This is a genomic window from Streptomyces sp. NBC_01476, from assembly GCF_036227265.1.
Lineage (GTDB): Bacteria > Actinomycetota > Actinomycetes > Streptomycetales > Streptomycetaceae > Actinacidiphila.
On record NZ_CP109446.1, the window covers coordinates 3,090,232 to 3,108,055 of the forward strand.

The 17,824-nt window shown below is 72.5% G+C and carries 13 protein-coding genes and 1 tRNA gene; 11 read left to right on the forward strand and 3 right to left on the reverse strand.

The genetic code is table 11. The features are described 5' to 3' along the window. Positions 1 to 158 precede the first annotated feature (158 nt). The 5 genes from OG552_RS13760 (at position 159) to OG552_RS13780 (ending at position 6,888) form a co-directional block, all read left to right on the forward strand. On the forward strand, positions 159 to 956 hold the full coding sequence (locus OG552_RS13760; RefSeq protein ID WP_329132675.1) for a hypothetical protein: 798 nt from the start codon (positions 159 to 161) through the stop codon (positions 954 to 956). 177 nt (positions 957 to 1,133) lie between these two features. Then, positions 1,134 to 1,877, forward strand: a complete 744-nt coding sequence (locus tag OG552_RS13765; RefSeq protein WP_329132677.1) for a sensor domain-containing protein — start codon at positions 1,134 to 1,136, stop codon at positions 1,875 to 1,877. A gap of 223 nt (positions 1,878 to 2,100) precedes the next feature. After that, complete coding sequence (locus OG552_RS13770) at positions 2,101 to 3,111, forward strand: SMI1/KNR4 family protein (protein ID WP_329132680.1); 1,011 nt, start codon at positions 2,101 to 2,103, stop codon at positions 3,109 to 3,111. A gap of 7 nt (positions 3,112 to 3,118) precedes the next feature. Further along, positions 3,119 to 5,800: an SUKH-4 family immunity protein gene (locus OG552_RS13775; protein WP_329132682.1), complete on the forward strand. Its 2,682-nt coding sequence runs from the start codon at positions 3,119 to 3,121 to the stop codon at positions 5,798 to 5,800. A gap of 182 nt (positions 5,801 to 5,982) precedes the next feature. Then, positions 5,983 to 6,888 carry a DivIVA domain-containing protein gene (locus OG552_RS13780; RefSeq protein WP_329132684.1) on the forward strand — a complete coding sequence of 302 codons (906 nt, stop codon included), beginning with the start codon at positions 5,983 to 5,985 and terminating at the stop codon, positions 6,886 to 6,888. Positions 6,889 to 7,021: 133 nt separating this feature from the next. On the opposite strand, the gene OG552_RS13785 is transcribed toward OG552_RS13780, so the two are convergent. Next, positions 7,022 to 8,329, reverse strand: coding sequence for a sensor histidine kinase (locus OG552_RS13785; RefSeq protein ID WP_329132686.1), 1,308 nt, complete (start codon positions 8,327 to 8,329; stop codon positions 7,022 to 7,024). A gap of 250 nt (positions 8,330 to 8,579) precedes the next feature. Between OG552_RS13785 and ppc the strand changes: the two genes are divergently transcribed. Beyond that, a complete protein-coding gene (gene ppc / locus OG552_RS13790; protein ID WP_329132688.1) occupies positions 8,580 to 11,318 on the forward strand; it encodes a phosphoenolpyruvate carboxylase in 2,739 nt (912 codons plus the stop codon). A gap of 99 nt (positions 11,319 to 11,417) precedes the next feature. On the opposite strand, the gene OG552_RS13795 is transcribed toward ppc, so the two are convergent. Together OG552_RS13795 and OG552_RS13800 are read right to left on the reverse strand one after the other, a co-directional pair. Beyond that, positions 11,418 to 12,098 (reverse strand): TetR/AcrR family transcriptional regulator, encoded by a 681-nt coding sequence (locus OG552_RS13795; RefSeq protein ID WP_329140798.1) that lies wholly within the window; start codon positions 12,096 to 12,098, stop codon positions 11,418 to 11,420. A gap of 82 nt (positions 12,099 to 12,180) precedes the next feature. Next, positions 12,181 to 13,185, reverse strand: a complete 1,005-nt coding sequence (locus OG552_RS13800; RefSeq protein WP_329132690.1) for an acyl-CoA desaturase — start codon at positions 13,183 to 13,185, stop codon at positions 12,181 to 12,183. Positions 13,186 to 13,493: 308 nt separating this feature from the next. Here OG552_RS13800 and OG552_RS13805 point away from each other — a divergent pair. The 5 genes from OG552_RS13805 to pth all read left to right on the forward strand — a co-directional run bounded on the left by OG552_RS13805 (position 13,494) and on the right by pth (position 17,791). Next, a tRNA-Gln gene (locus OG552_RS13805) sits at positions 13,494 to 13,565 on the forward strand. 112 nt (positions 13,566 to 13,677) lie between these two features. Further along, positions 13,678 to 15,135: a bifunctional UDP-N-acetylglucosamine diphosphorylase/glucosamine-1-phosphate N-acetyltransferase GlmU gene (gene glmU / locus OG552_RS13810; RefSeq protein ID WP_329132692.1), complete on the forward strand. Its 1,458-nt coding sequence runs from the start codon at positions 13,678 to 13,680 to the stop codon at positions 15,133 to 15,135. A 141-nt stretch (positions 15,136 to 15,276) separates the two neighbouring features. Next, positions 15,277 to 16,266 carry a ribose-phosphate diphosphokinase gene (locus tag OG552_RS13815; protein ID WP_329132694.1) on the forward strand — a complete coding sequence of 330 codons (990 nt, stop codon included), beginning with the start codon at positions 15,277 to 15,279 and terminating at the stop codon, positions 16,264 to 16,266. Positions 16,267 to 16,485: 219 nt separating this feature from the next. Beyond that, the gene (locus OG552_RS13820) at positions 16,486 to 17,097 is read left to right on the forward strand and encodes a 50S ribosomal protein L25/general stress protein Ctc (protein WP_329132696.1); all 612 of its coding nucleotides are present in this window, start codon (positions 16,486 to 16,488) and stop codon (positions 17,095 to 17,097) included. Positions 17,098 to 17,197: 100 nt separating this feature from the next. Beyond that, positions 17,198 to 17,791, forward strand: a complete 594-nt coding sequence (gene pth / locus OG552_RS13825) for an aminoacyl-tRNA hydrolase (protein ID WP_329132698.1) — start codon at positions 17,198 to 17,200, stop codon at positions 17,789 to 17,791. The last annotated feature ends 33 nt before the right edge of the window (positions 17,792 to 17,824 follow it).

Here is a 17,824-nt window from a genome sequence, read left to right on the forward strand (position 1 = left end):
TCATGTCACCGTCGTGTGACGATGGGTCGCGTGTGCGGGCACAGGGCGTACACAGGGAGGACGCCTTACATGGACGACAGGGGGCCGGTGGCGGGAGGATCGTCAGTCGGCCCGCACCGCGGGTCCCCCCACCCGCCGAAACAGGGAATGTGACCCCCATGCGCACAACCGGCACCACCGGCACGGCACGGCAGATCCGCGACGCAGGACGCAACCGCAGGGTCCGGCTCGCCGCCGCCTCCGCGGCCGTCCTGCCCGCGCTGCTGCTCGCCGCGGCCTGCTCCTCGAACTCCTCGGACGCCAACGGCGGATCCAAGACCGCGCCCCCGGCCTCCTCGGCGCCGGCCGGCGGGGCACCGCTGACCAAGGCGCAGTTGACCAGCGCCCTGGTCAGTGCGAAGGACGTGCCGGGCTACACCGTCCAGGTCTCGCAGACCGACGCCACCGACGCGCAGGACGATGCGACGCTCACCGCGGACAAGGCCGCGTGCCAGCCGCTGGCCGACATCACCAGCAGCAAGCCGCAGATCAAGCGGGTGGCGTTCGTCGGCGCCGCCTTCGCCAAGACCCCCGCGACCTCCGGCAGCACCACCCCGGCCGAGATCGACCAGATGCTGGTCGCCAGCCACGCCCCCGGGGACGCGCAGAAGGTCATCGACTCGGTGGACACCGCGCTCGGCACCTGCACGTCGTTCAACGCCACCGACAACACCGGGACGAAGACGCCGTTCTCCATCACCAAGGCGCCCGCGGTCAGCGCGGGCGACGCGTCGGCGTCGTACGTGATGACCGATACGGCGGACAAGGCGAACGGGGCGGCGCTGGTGACCGTCGTCAGGACCGGCGACACCATCACCGCCTACCTGTCGGTGAAGTCGGCGGGCGGCGCGGGCACCCTGCCGCTGGACGTGGCGCGCAAGCAGAGCGACAAGCTGAAGGCGGCCCAGGCGAAGTAGCCGGGCACCGGGGTCCGTGACCTTGTTGCGAGCGTTGTGAGCGTTGTGAGCGGCGGCATAGGGGGCGGCGCGGGCCCGGTGCCGTAAAGTCGCGCGGCAGCGGGCCGCCGTCGCCCGCGGGTCCGGGACGGGCAACGGTACGGCCGCCGGACCGCCACGACACAGGGGAACACATCGATGCCGATACCTGCACGCAGTCGCCTACTGGCCGGTAGCCGCACCGGCCGCCGTACGGCCCTGGCCGCCGTCGCCCTGCTGCCCGCGCTCGCCCTGACCGCGGGCTGCGGAGGCGGGGACAAGAAGCCGGGGCCGGTGAAGGCGTCGGGCGCGGTGCCGGCCGCCGCCCTCACCCGGGCACTGCTCACCTCGTCCGACCTCGCGCACGTCCAGTCGCTGCCCGCCGGTGACAAGTCCCTGCTGCTCGGCGGGGCGCAGAAGCCCGACAAGCCCGACTGCCAGCCGGTCGCCGACCAGTGGACCACCCAGCCCAAGCACCCCCGGCAGGTCTACGCCGGCGCGATGCTCACCGACACCGCGGACCCGGACAAGAACGCCAAGACCATCAGCCTGGACGTGATCGCCTCGTACAAGAAGGGCGAGGCGCAGAAGGTGCTCGACGAGCTGACCGAGTCGCTGCGCACCTGCCACGGCTACCAGGTCGTCCGCAACGGCGCCACCACGACGTTCGCGGTGAAGCAGGTGCCGCAGACCGGCGCGCCGCTCGGCGACCAGCAGGTCTCGTACACCATCGGCGACGTGGCGACGGGCGCCAAGGGGACCGTACTGGTGACGGTGGTCCGCACCGGGGACGCGACCGCCTCCTACGAGACGGTCAGGGCCGACCACAAGGCCGCCGCGCTGCGGCTGGCGATCCCGCTCAAGCAGGCGGAGAAGCTGGAGAAGGCGGCAGCCGGGGGCTGAGGCCGGCCACGGGTCGGACCGGCCGCAGCCACGGTTACGGGCCGCGGGTCGGGGCCGCGGGTCGGAGGCCACAGGCCGGGGACCGGCACCGGCACCGGCCATGGACGGAGTTGTCCGGGTTATCCACAGGGTGCGGGACGCGGTCCGGCGCGAGTCACGCCACACCCCCTAGGCTGTCCGTCATCAGGTCGGAGGCAGCAGGACGGAGCAGGGGGCAACCGCCATGACGACAGGTCGGCAGGGGCTGGGAGCACCTCCCGGGCCAGGAGCCGGGGCACATCCGGCGCCGCCCAACGCGGCCTACGCCGGACAGGTCGTGCACTTCCCGGACCCGGTCCGGGCGGCGAAGCACCCACAGGGGGTGTGGGTCGACGACGAGGGGCACCCCGACTTCTCGCCGTACGCCCGCGCCGCCGCCGAGATCGCCGAGCCGCCCGAGGGCTTCGGCGTGGACGAACTCCGGCTGACCGACTACGTGTCGGCGAACGCCGCGCTGCACTCCGCGGGCCACGAACTGTGGGGCAGCCTGCCACCGGTCGCCACCCCGCACGGCTGGACCTGGCACCACGTCCACGGCAGCCGCCGGCTGGAGCTGATCCCGGTCGAGGTCAAGGCGCTGCTGCGGCACCACGGCGGCCTGGCCACCTCGGTCGCCGACCACGACAAGCGCGGCACCCGGCCGCTCCAGGAGACCCGCCCGGTCCACTTCGAGCTGCCCAAGGACCCGGTGTCCGTCACCGAACTCCAGGTCCGGGACGTCGAGGAGGAGCTGGGTTACCGGCTGCCCGGCCCTTACCGCACCTTCCTCAAAGCGGCCGGCGGCTGCGCGCCCCGCGGCGTGGCCCTCGACCCCGGCCTCGGACTCCTCATCGACCAGCCGTTCTTCACCGTCCGCGACGACGCCGCGGTGAACGACCTGGTGTATGTCAACAAGTGCCTGCGCGACCATCTCACCAAGGACTACCTGGCCATCGGATATGTCCAGGGCGGCATCCTCGCGGTGAAGGTGCGGGGCGAGCGGACCGGTTCTGTCTGGTTCTGCGCATACGACGACGCGCGCGACGGCGACCGCTGGGACACCCCGGCCGACCGGGTGGCCGAGCTGCTGCTGCCGTGCGGCGACACACTGGACGCCTTCCTGCTGCGGCTGGCCGGCAATCCGCCGGAGCTGGAGACGGTGGCGAACCTGATGGTGGACGGCGGTTTCGCGACCGCGGTACCGGTGGAGGGGTGAGGCGGACATGGTCACTTTCGCGCAGGCGCAGGAGCGCGCGGAGCGCTGGGTCAACGGGGACGTGTCCGGCTACGAGACCCGGGAGATCCGGGTCCGCGAGTTCGACCTCGGCTTCGTGGTGTGGTCCGAGGCCCGGGCGGACGGCCCCTCGTCCGACGACGGTTCGGTCCGTGTGGTCATCGCCCGGGACAGCGGCGAGGCGACCTTGTGGCCCGGCCTGCCCATCGGCGAGCTGATCCGGGCTTACGAGGAGGAGTACGGCCCGGTGCCCAATGACGCGGTGCCCGAGCCGCCGCAGCGGCTCGACCTCGAAGCGACCTCCTTCCTGCTGAGCCCTCCGCAGTGGCTCCAGGACGCGGCGGACCGGATGGGCATCCCGGACCGGCGCGGCGCCTCGGGCACGTTCGGCGGCGGCCGGGGCGCGGGCACCGCTGCCACCGCGGCTGAGGCGCAGGCGAGTCCGGGTGCGGCTCCGGTTGCGGACGCGGCTCCCGCTCCGGCCCGGACGCCGGCTCCGGCTGCCCCGGTGGCTCCGGCCGCCGCGGACACACCGGTGCCGGACGCACCGGCATCCGGCGCCCCGGCATCGGGCGGCATCGACTACCGCAGGCCGGCGGCCGACGCGGGGCAGTCCGCGGAGCAGGCGCCCGCCCCCTCCGCCGGCGGCATCGACTACCGGCGGCCCGCCGCCGGGGCCGGGCAGCCCGCGGAGCAGCCCGCCGAGAAACCCGCCGCCGCTTCCAGCGGGATCGACTACCGGCGGCCCGCCGGCCAGGGGGCGCCGTCGCAGGGCAGTTGGGCCGGGAAGACGGTGAGCGACTCCGGGGAAGGGCAGTCCGTCGCGGTGCCGGCCACCGTCTTCGCACCGCCGATCAGCGGGACCGACGACGACCAGGCCGAGGAGGAGCCGGCGCCCGGCGCCGAGGCCCGGACGGAGCTGATGCCGCAGGGCAGCGCGCTGCCGAAGACGCGGATAGTCCCCCAGCAGGACCCCGCGGCGCCACCGCCCCCGCCGGCTCCCACTCCGCACGGGCCCGCTCCTCAGGCGCCCAGGCCCGGGGTGCCCTACACGATCGGCGGTTCCGAGTACCCGCCGCCGGGTGGTCCGGCCGTACCGCTGCCGCCGCCGGGTCAGGGCACCGCGGACATCGCCGACCTGGAGACCGCCAAGGCCGTACGCGGCACTGTTCCGCCGCCCGCCGGGCCACCGGTGCGGAGCCCGGACGCGCCGCCTCCGCCGGGAGCACCCGGGGCGCCCGGCCCGCACTACGCCGCCACGATGCTGGCCGGCCCCACCGGGCCACCGCCTCCCCCCGGTGCCGGAACACCCCCACCCCCACCGGGAGCAGGCACCCCATCCCCGCCCGGCCCGGGCAACCCGCATTACGCCGCCACCATGCTCGCCGGACCCGCAGGCCCGCCACCCCCACCGCCCGGAGCCGGCACGCCGCCGCCTCCCGGCCCCGGCAGCCCGCACTACGCGGCGACCATGCTGGCCGGCCCCACCGGGCCGCCCCCTCCCCCCGGTGCCGGAACACCCCCGCCCCCACCGGGAGCAGGCACCCCGCCACCCCCCGGCCCGGGCAACCCGCACTACGCCGCCACCATGCTCGCCGGACCCGCAGGCCCGCCACCACCGCCGCCGGGAGCAGGCACGCCGCCCCCGCCGCCGGCCGCGTACGGCTACCCGCAGGCCGCAGCCGTGCCGACAGTAGGCCCGGGGTACATGGCCGTGCTGCGTTACCGGGGTCACGACGGGAGCGAGCAGCAGGTGATCCGGCGTTCCGCGCCGGGCACGCCGCACCCCGAGTGGCAGATCCTGCACGAGCTGCGGTCGCTGGGCGTGCGGCCCGAGCAGGTGCTGGAGCTCCACACCGAGCTGGAGTCGTGCGACCTGCCGGGCGGCTACTGCGCCCGGATGATCCGCGAGACCTGGCCGCAGGTGCGGATCAGCCACACCGCCCCCTACGGCCGCGACCACGCCGGACGCCGGCAGGGCGTGCAGCATCTGCTCACGCACCAGGGCGAGTTGCACCAGGTGGCCGGCGCGCCCGCGCGCCCGCAGCCGCTGCGGGTGCCGATGCCGGACGCCCACGCGGTGGTGCGGGTGCAGCCGGTGGGTCTCGATGTGATCGGGCAGGAGCTGGCGGGGGCGTTCGGCCCGCAGGGCATCTTCCGCTTCGACCAGCGGGCGGTCTCCCGGCAGGGCGTGCCGGACATCGTCGCGCAGACCCTGATGTGGTCCGGGCTGCCGGTGGACTTCGGGCCGTTCTTCTGGGCGCAGGCCCAGCCGGGCCAGCCGGTGCCCACCCTCGCCGAACTCGCCGCCCAGCGCGGGGTGCAGCCGGCCGCGGACGCGGGCTCGTACCTGGTGATGGGCAATGACTTCGGGCGCCAGCTGTGCGTGCAGTACGGCACCGCGCACATCGTGGCGGTGCCGCTGGAGGCGGGGCCCGGCGGGCAGCCGGTGCCGCCGCAGTTCGTCAACTCCAGCCTGCCGGAGTTCACCCGGTCGCTGGCCCTGCTCGGCCGGATGTGGCGGCTGCGGATCGGGCTGACCCCCGAGCAGGCAGGCCGCTGGACGGTCGACTTCCAGGCACAGCTCGCCGCGCAGGACCCGGCGGCCATCGCCTCGCCGGACAACTGGTGGTCGGTGCTGATCGAGCAGATGTGGGACGGGCTGCTCTAGCCGTCACAGCAGGGGTTTTTCGGCCGTTTGGTGCGGGCCGGGTGGAAGGCAGACCTTCCGCCCGGCCCGTCCGCGTTTCCGGGGTAGGTGTAGGTCGGAGTGTCGAGGCCCGTACAATTCGGGCATAAGCGAAAAATGGGCACCATCGATCGGCCCGACGGCGAGGGCGAGGGGCAGTGGCCATGAGCAGTGATACGACCGCATCGACGGCGGCGGGCGGACGGTTCGACACCGTTCGCACCCGCGGTTACCGGCCCGACCAGGTGGACCGTTTCCTGGACGAGCTCTCCGAGGACCGGGACGCGGCGTGGGAGCGGGCGGCCCGACTGACCGTACTGGCGAACGAGATGGACGCGGAGAGCGGCGCCCTGCGCGAGCAGGTCGACTCGCTGACGTCGGCGGCCTTCGACGTACTCGGGGCGAGCGCACAGGAGTTGCTGCGGCTGGTCGAGGAGGAGGCGGCGGCGGTACGGGAGCGGGCCGAGGCCGAGTCCCAGTACGCGCGGGACGCGGCGGACACGGCGCGGCGCACCCTCCAGGACGAGGCACGGGCGGCGGCGTCCGCGCGGCTCGCGGCGGCGGAGGACCAGGCGCAGGCGGTGCTGGACGAGGCGTGCGGCCGGGCCGCCGAGATCCTCGGCCAGGCGCGGGCCGAGGCGGAGGCGGTCCGCGGCGAGGCCGGCGCGGCGCTCGACTCGATCCGGGACGACGCCGAGCGGAATCACGCGGACGCGGCCCGGGCCCAGCGGGAACGCCTCGACGTCCTGGAACACGAGCTGGCCGAGCGGGAAGCCGGCGTGGACAGCCGGCTGGCCGACCTGCTCGCCGACGCGGAGCGGCGACTGGCCGATGCGCACCGGGAGCGGGCGGAGGCGGAAGAGGCGTTCCAGGCCCAGCAGGCGGAGGCCGAGGAGCGGGCGTCGGCGCTCATCGCGGCGGCGCGGGCACAGGAGGACCGGGTGCGCAGGGAGGCGGAGCGGGCCCTGCGGGAGCACGAGCAGCACCGGGACGAGATCCGCGCGCACCTCGCCCACATCCGGGCGACGCTCGCCTCCCTCACCGGGCGGGAGCCGCCGCCCCCCTCCTAGCCACCCCCTCCGGACCGCCCGCCCGCCCCGGCGCCCACCCTCCGGACCGCCCGCCCGTCCCGGCGCCGGAACACCCCCGCCCCCGGCCGCAGGGCCCACCCGACGTCAGCAGCCCGCCCCCGGCGTCCGCGGGCTACACCGCCGGGGCCGGAAGCATCGCTGAGACGCGGAAGCCGCCCTCGGGGGTGGGCCCCGCGGCGAAGCCGCCGCCGTGTGAGGTGACACGTTCGCGCATGCCGAGCAGCCCGTGCCCGCCGCTGGGGAGCGGCGTCGACAAGGTCGTGCCGTCGGTGGGGCCGTTGGTGATCAGGACGGCGACCTCCGCCTCGCGGTAGGCGAGCCGGACATGCGCCTTGGCCCCGGCCGCGTGCTTGTGGACATTGGTGAGCGCCTCCTGGACGACCCGGTAGACCGTCGCCTCCACCCGCTGCCCGCAGGGACGCGACTCCCCCTCGACGGTGAGCTCGACGCCCATGCCGGCCGCCTGCGACTCCTCCACCAGGGCGGCGATCTCCGCCAGGCAGGGCCCGTCGGTGGTGTCCGCCTCCTCGGCCGCGGGCGCCGCGACCACCACCTCGGAGGCCGTCCGCAGCACGCCCAGCATCTGCCGCAGCTCGGTCAGCGCCTGCCGCCCCATGTCCCCCAGCAGCTCGGCGCTCGCCGACGCCTTCTTCGGGTCCTTCAGCGCCACCGCCTTCAGCGCCGCCGCGTGCACGACCATCAGGCTCACCCGGTGGGCGACCACGTCGTGCATCTCCCGGGCGATCCGGGTCCGCTCGTCGGAGCGGGCCCGCTCGGCCCGCTCCAGCGCCTTCTCCGCCAGCAGCTCCAGCTCGCGTTCGAGGCCGTCGGCCCGCTCCCGCAGGCTCTCCACCAGGCGGCGGCGGGCCCGTACGTACAGGCCGAGCAGGACCGGTGGAGCGGTCAGGCCCAGCGCCATCAGCGCCGAGACGATCAAGGTCAGCGCCACCGACATGGAACTGCCGTCGTGGGAGTCGCGCAGGCTGTCCTCGAAGTTGAGGAAGGCCACGAGCATGGTGCCGACGCCGTTCATCCCGGCCAGCGCCGCGGTGATCCGGCGCGGCACCTCGGAGGCGGCCAGCGTGTAGAGGCCGACCAGCGACAGCAGGAACCCCATCTGGGCCGGCGACATCGCGATGCCGACCAGCACCACCGCCACCGGCCAGCGCCGCCGCAGCAGCAGGACCGAACCGACGACGATGCCCAGCAGCGCGCCGGCGCCCGGCACGATCCCGGTCTTCTGGGCGAAGATCGCGCCCTCGAAGGCGCACTCCAGCGCCGAAACCGCGGCCAGCGTGGCATCCAGCAGGAAGCTGCGCCGCTTCGGCCACCACCACCAGCCGGACCAGGTCCGTCCGCCGGCTCCCTCGCCCGGTACGTCCTCCGGTACCAGCGCCCCCGTCGCCCCCGTCGTACTCATGGCCTCCAGCCTAGGCGGTGCCCCGCCCGGCGCACCGGCCCCGTGCGTCCCCGGCTCCTTTATCACCCACCACCCCCGCGGTCCGGCAGGTGGGCGGCCCGTCTCACCGTGAGAAGCGCCACCTATCCTGGGTAGGTCGGACAGCGCGGTCCGCGAGTACGCCGGCCGGCCGAGGTACCGACACCCGGTGCCGACGAAGGGCCCGTACTGCGATTCCCCCGTCCATCCCACTGCACAAGGAGCCGCACCTGTGAGCAGCGCCGACACCGCCCCGGACAGCAGCACCGCCCTGCGAGCCGACATCCGACGCCTGGGTGAACTGCTGGGCGGCACCCTGGTGAGACAGGAGGGCCAGGAACTCCTCGACCTCGTGGAGAAGGTACGCGCCCTGACCCGCAGCGACGGCGAGGCCGCCGCCGCCCTGCTCGGGCAGACCGACCCGGAGACCGCGGCCAAGCTGGTCCGCGCCTTCTCCACGTATTTCCATCTGGCGAACGTCAGCGAGCAGGTGCACCGCGGCCGGGACCTGCGGTCCCGCCGGGCGGCCGAGGGCAGTCTGCTCGCGCAGACCGCCGATCTGCTCAAGGACGGCGATCAGGAGCACGTCCGCGAGACGGTCAGGAACCTCAATGTGCGGCCGGTGTTCACCGCGCACCCCACCGAGGCGGCCCGCCGCTCGGTGCTGAACAAGCTGCGCCGGATCGCGGAGCTGCTGGAGTCCGCGCCGACCGGGAACGGTTCGGGCGACAAGCGCCGGGCCGACCTGCGGCTGGCGGAGAACATCGACCTGCTGTGGCAGACCGACGAGCTGCGGGTGGTCCGCCCGGAGCCGGCCGACGAGGCCCGCAACGCCATCTACTACCTGGACGAGCTGCACGCCGGTGCGGTCGGCGACGTGCTGGAGGACCTGGCGGCCGAGCTGGAGCGGGTCGGGGTGCCGCTGCCGGCCCAGACCAGGCCGCTGACCTTCGGCACCTGGATCGGCGGCGACCGGGACGGGAACCCCAATGTCACCCCGCAGGTCACCTGGGACGTACTGATCCTGCAGCACGAGCACGGCATCACCGACGCGCTGGAGCTGGTGGACCAGCTGCGCGGGGCGCTGTCCAACTCGATCCGCAACTCCGGCGCGAGCCAGGAGCTGCTGGACTCGCTCTCCAACGACCTGGTGGCGCTGCCCGAGATCAGCCCGCGTTACAAGCGGCTCAACGCCGAGGAGCCCTACCGGCTCAAGGCCACCTGCATCCGGCAGAAGCTGATCAACACCCGCGAGCGGCTGGCGGGCGGCACCGCTCATGTCCCCGGCCGCGACTATCTCGGCACCACCGGCCTGCTGCACGACCTCCAGCTGATCCAGGACTCGCTGCGGGCCCACCGCGGCGGGCTGATCGCCGACGGCCGGATGGACCGTACGATCCGCACCCTGTCGGCGTTCGGCCTGCAGCTGGCGACGATGGACCTGCGCGAGCACGCCGAGGCCCACCACCACGCGCTGGGGCAGCTCTTCGACCGGCTCGGTGAGGAGTCCTGGCGGTACGCCGACATGCCCCGCGACTACCGGCGCAAGCTGCTGGCGAAGGAGCTGCGCTCGCGCCGCCCGCTGGCGCCGACCCCGGCCCCGCTGGACGCGGCGGGCGCCAAGACGCTCGGGGTGTTCCACACCATCCGGGAGGCGTTCGAGCGGTTCGGACCCGAGGTGGTGGAGTCGTACATCATCTCGATGTGCCTGGGCTCCGACGACGTCTTCGCGGCCGCGGTGCTGGCCCGGGAGGCCGGGCTGATCGACCTGCACGCCGGGGTGGCCAAGATCGGCATCGTGCCGCTGCTGGAGACCACCGACGAGCTGAAGATCGCCGACAAGCTGCTGGACGAGATGCTCTCCGACCCCTCCTACCGGCGGCTGGTGTCGCTGCGCGGGGATGTGCAGGAGGTCATGCTCGGCTACAGCGACTCCTCGAAGTTCGGCGGCATCACCACCTCGCAGTGGGAGATCCACCGGGCGCAGCGCCGGCTGCGTGACGTGGCGCACCGGCACGGGGTACGGCTGCGGCTCTTCCACGGCCGCGGCGGTACGGTCGGCCGCGGCGGCGGCCCCTCGCACACCGCGATCCTGGCGCAGCCGTGGGGCACGCTGGAGGGCGAGATCAAGGTGACCGAGCAGGGCGAGGTCATCTCCGACAAGTACCTGATCCCCTCGCTGGCCCGGGAGAACCTGGAACTGACCGTGGCGGCCACCTTGCAGGCCTCCGCGCTGCACACCGCGCCGCGGCAGTCCGAGGAGGCACTGGCCCGCTGGGACGCGGCGATGGACCTGGTCTCCGAGGCCGCGCACACCGCCTATCGGGAGCTGGTCGAGGACCCGGACCTGCCGGCGTACTTCTTCGCCTCCACCCCGGTGGACCAGCTCGCCGAACTGCACCTGGGGTCGCGCCCGTCGCGCCGCCCCGACTCCGGCGCCGGGCTGGACGGCCTGCGGGCCATCCCCTGGGTCTTCGGCTGGACGCAGTCCCGGCAGATCGTGCCCGGCTGGTACGGCGTCGGCTCCGGTCTCAAGGCGGTCCGCGAGGCGGGGCTCGGCTCGGTGATCGACGAGGCGTTCAGCGAGTGGCACTTCTTCCGCAACTTCCTGTCCAACGTCGAGATGACACTGGCCAAGACCGATCTGCGGATCGCCCGCCACTATGTGGACACCCTGGTGCCGGAGGAGCTGAAGCACGTCTTCGCGGCGATCCAGGCGGAGCACGAGCTGACCGTCCGTGAGGTGCTGCGGATCACCGGTGAGAGCGAACTGCTCGCCGCCAGCCCGGCGCTGGCCCGCACCTTCCGGATCCGCGACCAGTACCTGGACCCGATCTCGTACCTCCAGGTGACGCTGCTGGCGCGCCAGCGGGAGGCCGCGGCCCGCGGTGAGGAGCCGGACCCGCTGCTCTCCCGGGCGCTGCTGCTGACCGTCAACGGCGTGGCGGCGGGGCTGCGCAACACCGGCTGACCGCTCACCCGGCCGCACCCGGCCGCACGCTCCATCCGGCACACGGACCGGCCCCCTGCCTCTCACCGGCAGGGGGCCGGTCCGTGTGTGTGGAGGCGGTCAGCTCCTGCGGTGGCCGATCAGGCGGGGCGCGGCTTCCAGTCCTGACAGGCCGTTCCAGGAGAGGTTCACCAGGTGGGCGACCACCTCGGACTTCCTGGGGTGCCGTACGTCGAGCCACCACTGCCCGGTGAGGGCGACCATGCCGACCAGGGCCTGGGCGTAGAGGGAGGCCAGTTCGGTGTCGAAGCCGCGCTGTTTGAACTCGCGGCCCAGGATGTCCTCGACCTTGGTGGCGATGTCGCTGATCAGGGAGGCGAAGGTGCCGGTGGACTGGGCGACCGGCGAGTCGCGGACCAGGATCCGGAAGCCGTCGGTGGACTGCTCGATGTAGTCGAGCAGCGCGAACGCGGCCTGTTCGAGGAGTTCTCTGGGGTGCCCGCCGGTCAGCGCGCCGGTGACCAGGTCGAGCAGTGTCTGCATCTCACGGTCCACGACGACCGCGTAGAGCCCTTCCTTGCCGCCGAAGTGCTCGTAGACCACCGGCTTGGACACGCCCGCCTTGTGGGCGATCTCCTCGACGGACGTGCCCTCGAAGCCGCGTTCCGCGAAGAGCGTGCGGCCGATGTCGAGCAGCTGTTCGCGCCGCTCCTTGCCGGTCATACGGACACGGCGGGCCCTCCGCGCCGTCGGGCCCGCCGTGCCACCGCCGCCTCTCGGGCGGCCCTTCTCCCCGTTCACCCCGTTCGCACCGTGTATCCGATCCTGGCTGTCCCTGCCGTCTGTGCCGTCGCTGGGGCCGCCTGGGTCGCTCACGCGTCAATCATGCCGCTTCTTCGACGGTCTCCTTGGTGTTTTCCTGTCGCCGGGAGTCGATCCGCTCCGCGGAGGGCCAGCGGACGTCGGTGGCCCAGCCGGCCAGTTCGAACCAGCGGATGATCCGGGCGCTGGAGTCGACCTGTCCGCGCAGCACGCCGTGCCGGGCGGAGGTGGGGTCGGCGTGGTGGAGGTTGTGCCACGACTCGCCGCAGGACAGGACCGCCAGCCACCACACGTTGCCGGAACGGTCACGGGACTTGAAGGGGCGCTTGCCGACCGCGTGGCAGATGGAGTTGATGGACCAGGTCACGTGGTGCAGCAAAGCCACCCGAACGAGCGAACCCCAGAAGAACGCGGTGAACGCGCCGTACCACGACATGGTGACAAGACCGCCGATCAGGGCGGGCAGCAGCAGCGAGATCGCGGTGTAGAGCCAGAAGTCGCGGGAGATCCGGCGGATGTCGTTGTCCTTGATCAGGTCGGGCGCGTACTTCTGCTGCGGGGTCTGCTCCTCGTCGAAGAGCCAGCCCATGTGCGCCCACCACAGGCCCTTCATCAGCGCGGGCAGCGTCTCGCCGTAGCGCCACGGGCTGTGCGGGTCGCCCTCGGCGTCGCTGAACTTGTGGTGGCGGCGGTGGTCGGCGACCCAGCGCACGATCGGACCCTCGACGGCCATCGAGCCGGCGATCGCCAGCGCCACCCGCAGCGGGCGGTTGGCCTTGAACGAGCCGTGGGTGAAGTAGCGGTGGAAGCCGATGGTGATGCCGTGGCAGCCCAGGAAGTACATGCCGACCATCAGCCCGACATTGAGCCAGCTCAGGCCGTGGCCCCAGGCCAGCGGCACGGCCGCGACCAGTGCCACGAAGGGGATGCAGATGAACAGGAGCAGCGCGATCTGCTCGATCGAGCGCTTGCTCTCGCCGCCACGGGTGGCGAGCGGCTCCGGCGGTTCCTGTCCTGAGGGCCCGGGTTCCCGGGACTCGGTGAACACGTCCGTCTGAGTGGTCATAGTGATCCCTTGCGTCGGCGGAGTTGGGGGTGAACGGGGAGAAGGGCGGTCTGTCGAGGCGTCGGACGGTCGGGTTACGGGGCTTACGTCCGTAACCTACGGTCCCGTAAGTATTGCAGCGGCGCCGGTGGGGGCAACAGGACCAGTCGGGTAAGGGTTGCCTTCCCATCTTCCCCGCCGAAGCGGACTTCACGCCGCCGCGGTGCGGGACGGGTTGCGGATCACCGTCGCGAGCACAGGGGCTCGTACGGCATGATGGGGGTGACCAGCCCGGCAGGCCGGAGTACGGACCGGCGGTGCCGTGTTGATCCGCCGTGGTGTAATCGGCAGCACTGGGGCTTTTGGTGCCTTAAGTCCGGGTTCGAGTCCTGGCGGCGGAGCAGAGCACGTCCATCGTCCGACCTCAGCGGTGCCCACCGGCGCGCGTCAGCGTCCTCGGCGTCCGTCGGTATCCTTCGGGTGTCCAACACCCGAAGCCGAGGAGTCTCCCCCGTGAGCCCCAACCGCCCGGCTGCCGTCGTGATCCTCGCCGCGGGTGAGGGCACCCGCATGAGGTCGGCGACCCCGAAGGTTCTGCACACCCTCTGCGGCCGTTCCCTGGTCGGCCATGTCGTCGCCGCCTCCCGCGCGCTGGAGCCCGAGCACCTGGTGGTGGTCGTCGGCCACGGCCGCGAGCAGGTCACCGAGCATCTGTCCGGGCTCGACCCGCGGGCGCTCACCGCGGTGCAGCACGAGCAGAACGGCACCGGGCACGCGGTCCGCACCGGCCTGGACGAGCTGAGCCGGCAGGGCGTCGCCCTGGACGGCACGGTGGTCGTCACCTACGGGGACACCCCGCTGCTCACCGCCGGGACGCTCGCCACCCTGGTGGCCGCCCACGAGGCCGACGCGAACGCGGTGACCGTGCTGACCGCGCAGGTGCCCGACCCCACCGGCTACGGGCGGATCATCCGCGGCCCCGGCGGCGACGTCACCGCGATCGTGGAGCAGAAGGACGCCTCCGACAGCCAGCGGGCCATCGCCGAGATCAACTCCGGTGTGTACGCCTACGACGCGCGGCTGCTGGCCGAGGCGCTGGGCAAGGTCACCACCGACAACTCGCAGGGCGAGGAGTACCTGACCGACACCCTGGCGATCCTGCGCGAGGCGGGCCACCGGGTGGGCGCGTACGTCGCCGCCGACCACCGCGAGATCGCCGGGGTCAACAACCGGGTGCAGCTCGCCGAGGCCCGCCGGGTCTTCAACGACCGGCTGCTCACCGAGGCGATGCTGGCCGGCGCCACCATCGTGGACCCGGCCACCACCTGGGTGGACGCCGGCGTCACCTTCGCCCCCGACGCGCTGGTGCACCCCAACACCCAACTGCTGGGCGCCACCAGCCTCGCCGAGGGCGCCGAGGTCGGCCCCAACACCACCCTCACCGACACCGCGGTGGGCGCCGGCGCCAAGGTCTCCAACACCGTCGCCGACCAGGCCGAGATCGGCCCGCAGGCGAACGTCGGCCCGTACGCGTACCTGCGTCCCGGCACCCGGCTCGGGCACAAGGCCAAGGCCGGCACCTTCGTGGAGATGAAGAACGCCGAGATCGGCGAGGGCACCAAGGTGCCGCACCTGAGCTACGTCGGCGACGCGACCATCGGCGAGCACACCAACATCGGCGCCGCGAGCGTCTTCGTGAACTACGACGGCGAGCACAAGCACCACACCACGATCGGCAGTTACTGCAAGACCGGCGCGGACAACATGTTCGTCGCCCCCCGGGTGATCGGGGACGGCGTGTACACCGCGGCCGGCTCGGTCATCACCAAGGACGTACCGTCCGGCTCGCTGGCCGTGGCACGCGGCCAGCAGCGCAACATCGAGGGCTGGGTGGCCAGGAAAAGGCCTGGCAGTGCCGCTGCGCAGGCGGCCGAACGCGCACAGCAGCAAGGCGGCCCGCAGGGCGAGTGAGGGTGGTCTCATCCACCCCCTCCGAGGTGCACAGGTGTCCCGGATGGGGCGTACCGTGTGGGGTGCACACAATTCCGCCAGCCCGCCCAACTCGGGGCGGCGCTGCGTCGAACACCAGTCGAACACCAAGGAGACGGTGCAGTGACCGGGATCAAGACGACCGGTGAGAAGAAGCTGATGCTCTTCTCCGGCCGCGCCCACCCCGATCTGGCGGAGGCGGTGGCAGCACAGCTGGAGGTCGAGCTCGTGCCGACCAAGGCTTTCGACTTCGCCAACGGCGAGATCTATGTGCGCTTCGAGGAGTCGGCCCGCGGGGCCGACTGCTTTCTGATCCAGAGCCACACCAGCCCGATCAACCAGTGGATCATGGAACAGCTGATCATGATCGACGCTCTCAAGCGGGCTTCCGCGCGGAGCATCACCGTGATCGTGCCCTTCTACGGCTACGCCCGGCAGGACAAGAAGCACCGCGGCCGCGAGCCGATCTCGGCCCGGCTGATGGCCGACCTCTTCAAGACCGCGGGCGCCGACCGGATCCTCACCGTCGATCTGCACACCGACCAGATCCAGGGCTTCTTCGACGGCCCGGTCGACCATCTCTTCGCCCTCCCGGTGCTCGCCGACTACGTCGGCGACAAGGTGGACCGCGCCAAGCTCACCATCGTCTCCCCCGACGCCGGCCGGGTCCGGGTGGCCGACCGCTGGTGCGACCGGCTGGGCGCGCCGCTGGCCATCGTGCACAAGCGCCGTGACCCGGACGTCGCCAACCAGGTGAAGGTCCACGAGGTCGTCGGTGACGTCAAGGGCCGGGTCTGCGTGCTGGTCGACGACATGATCGACACCGGCGGCACCATCTGCGCCGCCGCCGACGCGCTCTTCGCCAACGGCGCGGAGGATGTCATCGTGACCGCGACCCACGGGGTGCTCTCCGGCCCCGCGGCGGACCGGCTGAAGAACTCCCGGGTCAGTGAGTTCATTCTCACCGACACACTGCCGACGCCCGGCCAGATCAACCTCGACAAGATCACCGTGCTGTCGATGGCGCCGACCATCGCCAACGCCGTCCGTGAGGTCTTCGAGGACGGCTCGGTGACCAGCCTCTTCGAGGACTCCAACGGCAATCAGCACTGAAGCCTGATCCGACCCGATTTCGTCCGGGGCCTTCCCGCCGGTTACGCTGTCCGCGTTGCTCGGCGAGGGAGGCCCCGGACGCGTGTCCGGCCCGCACTCCGTAATCGGCGCGCTCCTCGTAACCGGTCTCCGCCCAGGCGGAGGTGCGTCGTGGAACGGCCCCGTCACAGGGCCGGGCGACCGTTGTCACCGTCTTTCGTTACGAGGAGTCCGATCCCCATGGCCGAAGTCAAGATCGCCGCCGAGCCGCGCACCGAGTTCGGCAAGGGCGCCGCCCGCCGGGTGCGCCGCGCCAACCAGGTCCCCGCCGTGATCTACGGCCACGGCGCCGAGCCCAAGCACGTCTCCGTCCCCGGCCACGAGCTGCTGCTCGCGCTGCGCACCGCCAACGTGCTCATCTCCCTGGAGATCAACGGGAAGTCCGAGCTGGTCATCCCCAAGGCCGTGCAGCGCGACCCGCTGAAGGGCTTCCTTGAGCACGTCGACCTGCTCTCGGTGAAGCTCGGCGAGAAGGTCACCGTCGAGATCCCGGTCAACGTCGAGGGCGAACTGGCCCCGGGCAGCAACCTGCTGGAGCACGTGCTCAACACCCTGCCGGTGGAGACCGAGGCCACCCACATCCCCGAGGGCGTCACCGTCTCCGTGGAGGGCCTGGAGGCCGGTGCCTCGATCCTCGCCAAGGACATCGAGCTGCCCAAGGGCACCACGCTGGCCGTCGACGAGGACGCGATCGTCATCCAGGTCGTCTCCGCGCAGGCGGAGGCCGAGACCGCCGAGGAGGAGGGCGAGACCGCCGCCGCCCCGGCCGAGGAAGCCCCCGCCGAGGCCTGATCCACCCGCCCGGCCCCCGCACCACCCGGCCGCCGTCGTACCCTCCGGGGTGCGGCGGCGGCCGCATTCCCGACGGCCTGCGCAGAGCACGGAGACGCGGATGACCGAGAACACAGGACCCTGGCTGATCGTCGGCCTGGGCAATCCGGGACCCGAGTACGCGGGGAACCGGCACAACATCGGCTTCATGGTCGCCGACCTGCTCGCCGAGCGGATCGGCGGGACGTTCAAGCGCGCCCAGAAGGCACAGGCCCAGGTCGTCGAGGGCCGGCTCGGCCCGGTGGGCCCGGCGAGCCGGCGGGTGGTGCTGGCCAAGCCGATGTCGTACATGAATCTGTCCGGCGGCCCGGTGACCTCGCTGAAGGACTTCTACAAGGTCCCGACCGAGCGGATCATCGCCGTCCACGACGAACTGGACATCGACTTCGGCACGCTGCGCCTGAAGCTGGGCGGCGGCGACAACGGCCACAACGGCCTGAAGTCCATCACCAAGTCGCTGGGCGCGAACTATCTGCGGGTGCGGGCCGGGATCGGCCGGCCGCCCGGCCGGATGGACGTGGCGGCCTTCGTGCTCAAGGACTTCTCCGCGGCCGAGCGCAAGGAACTGGACTGGTTCGTGGACCGGGCGGCCGACGCGGTGGAGGCCCTCATCACGCAGGGTCTGGAACGGGCCCAGAGCGCCTACCACGGCTAGCCTTTCCGGCACCCCAAAGACCGTGCCGACCAG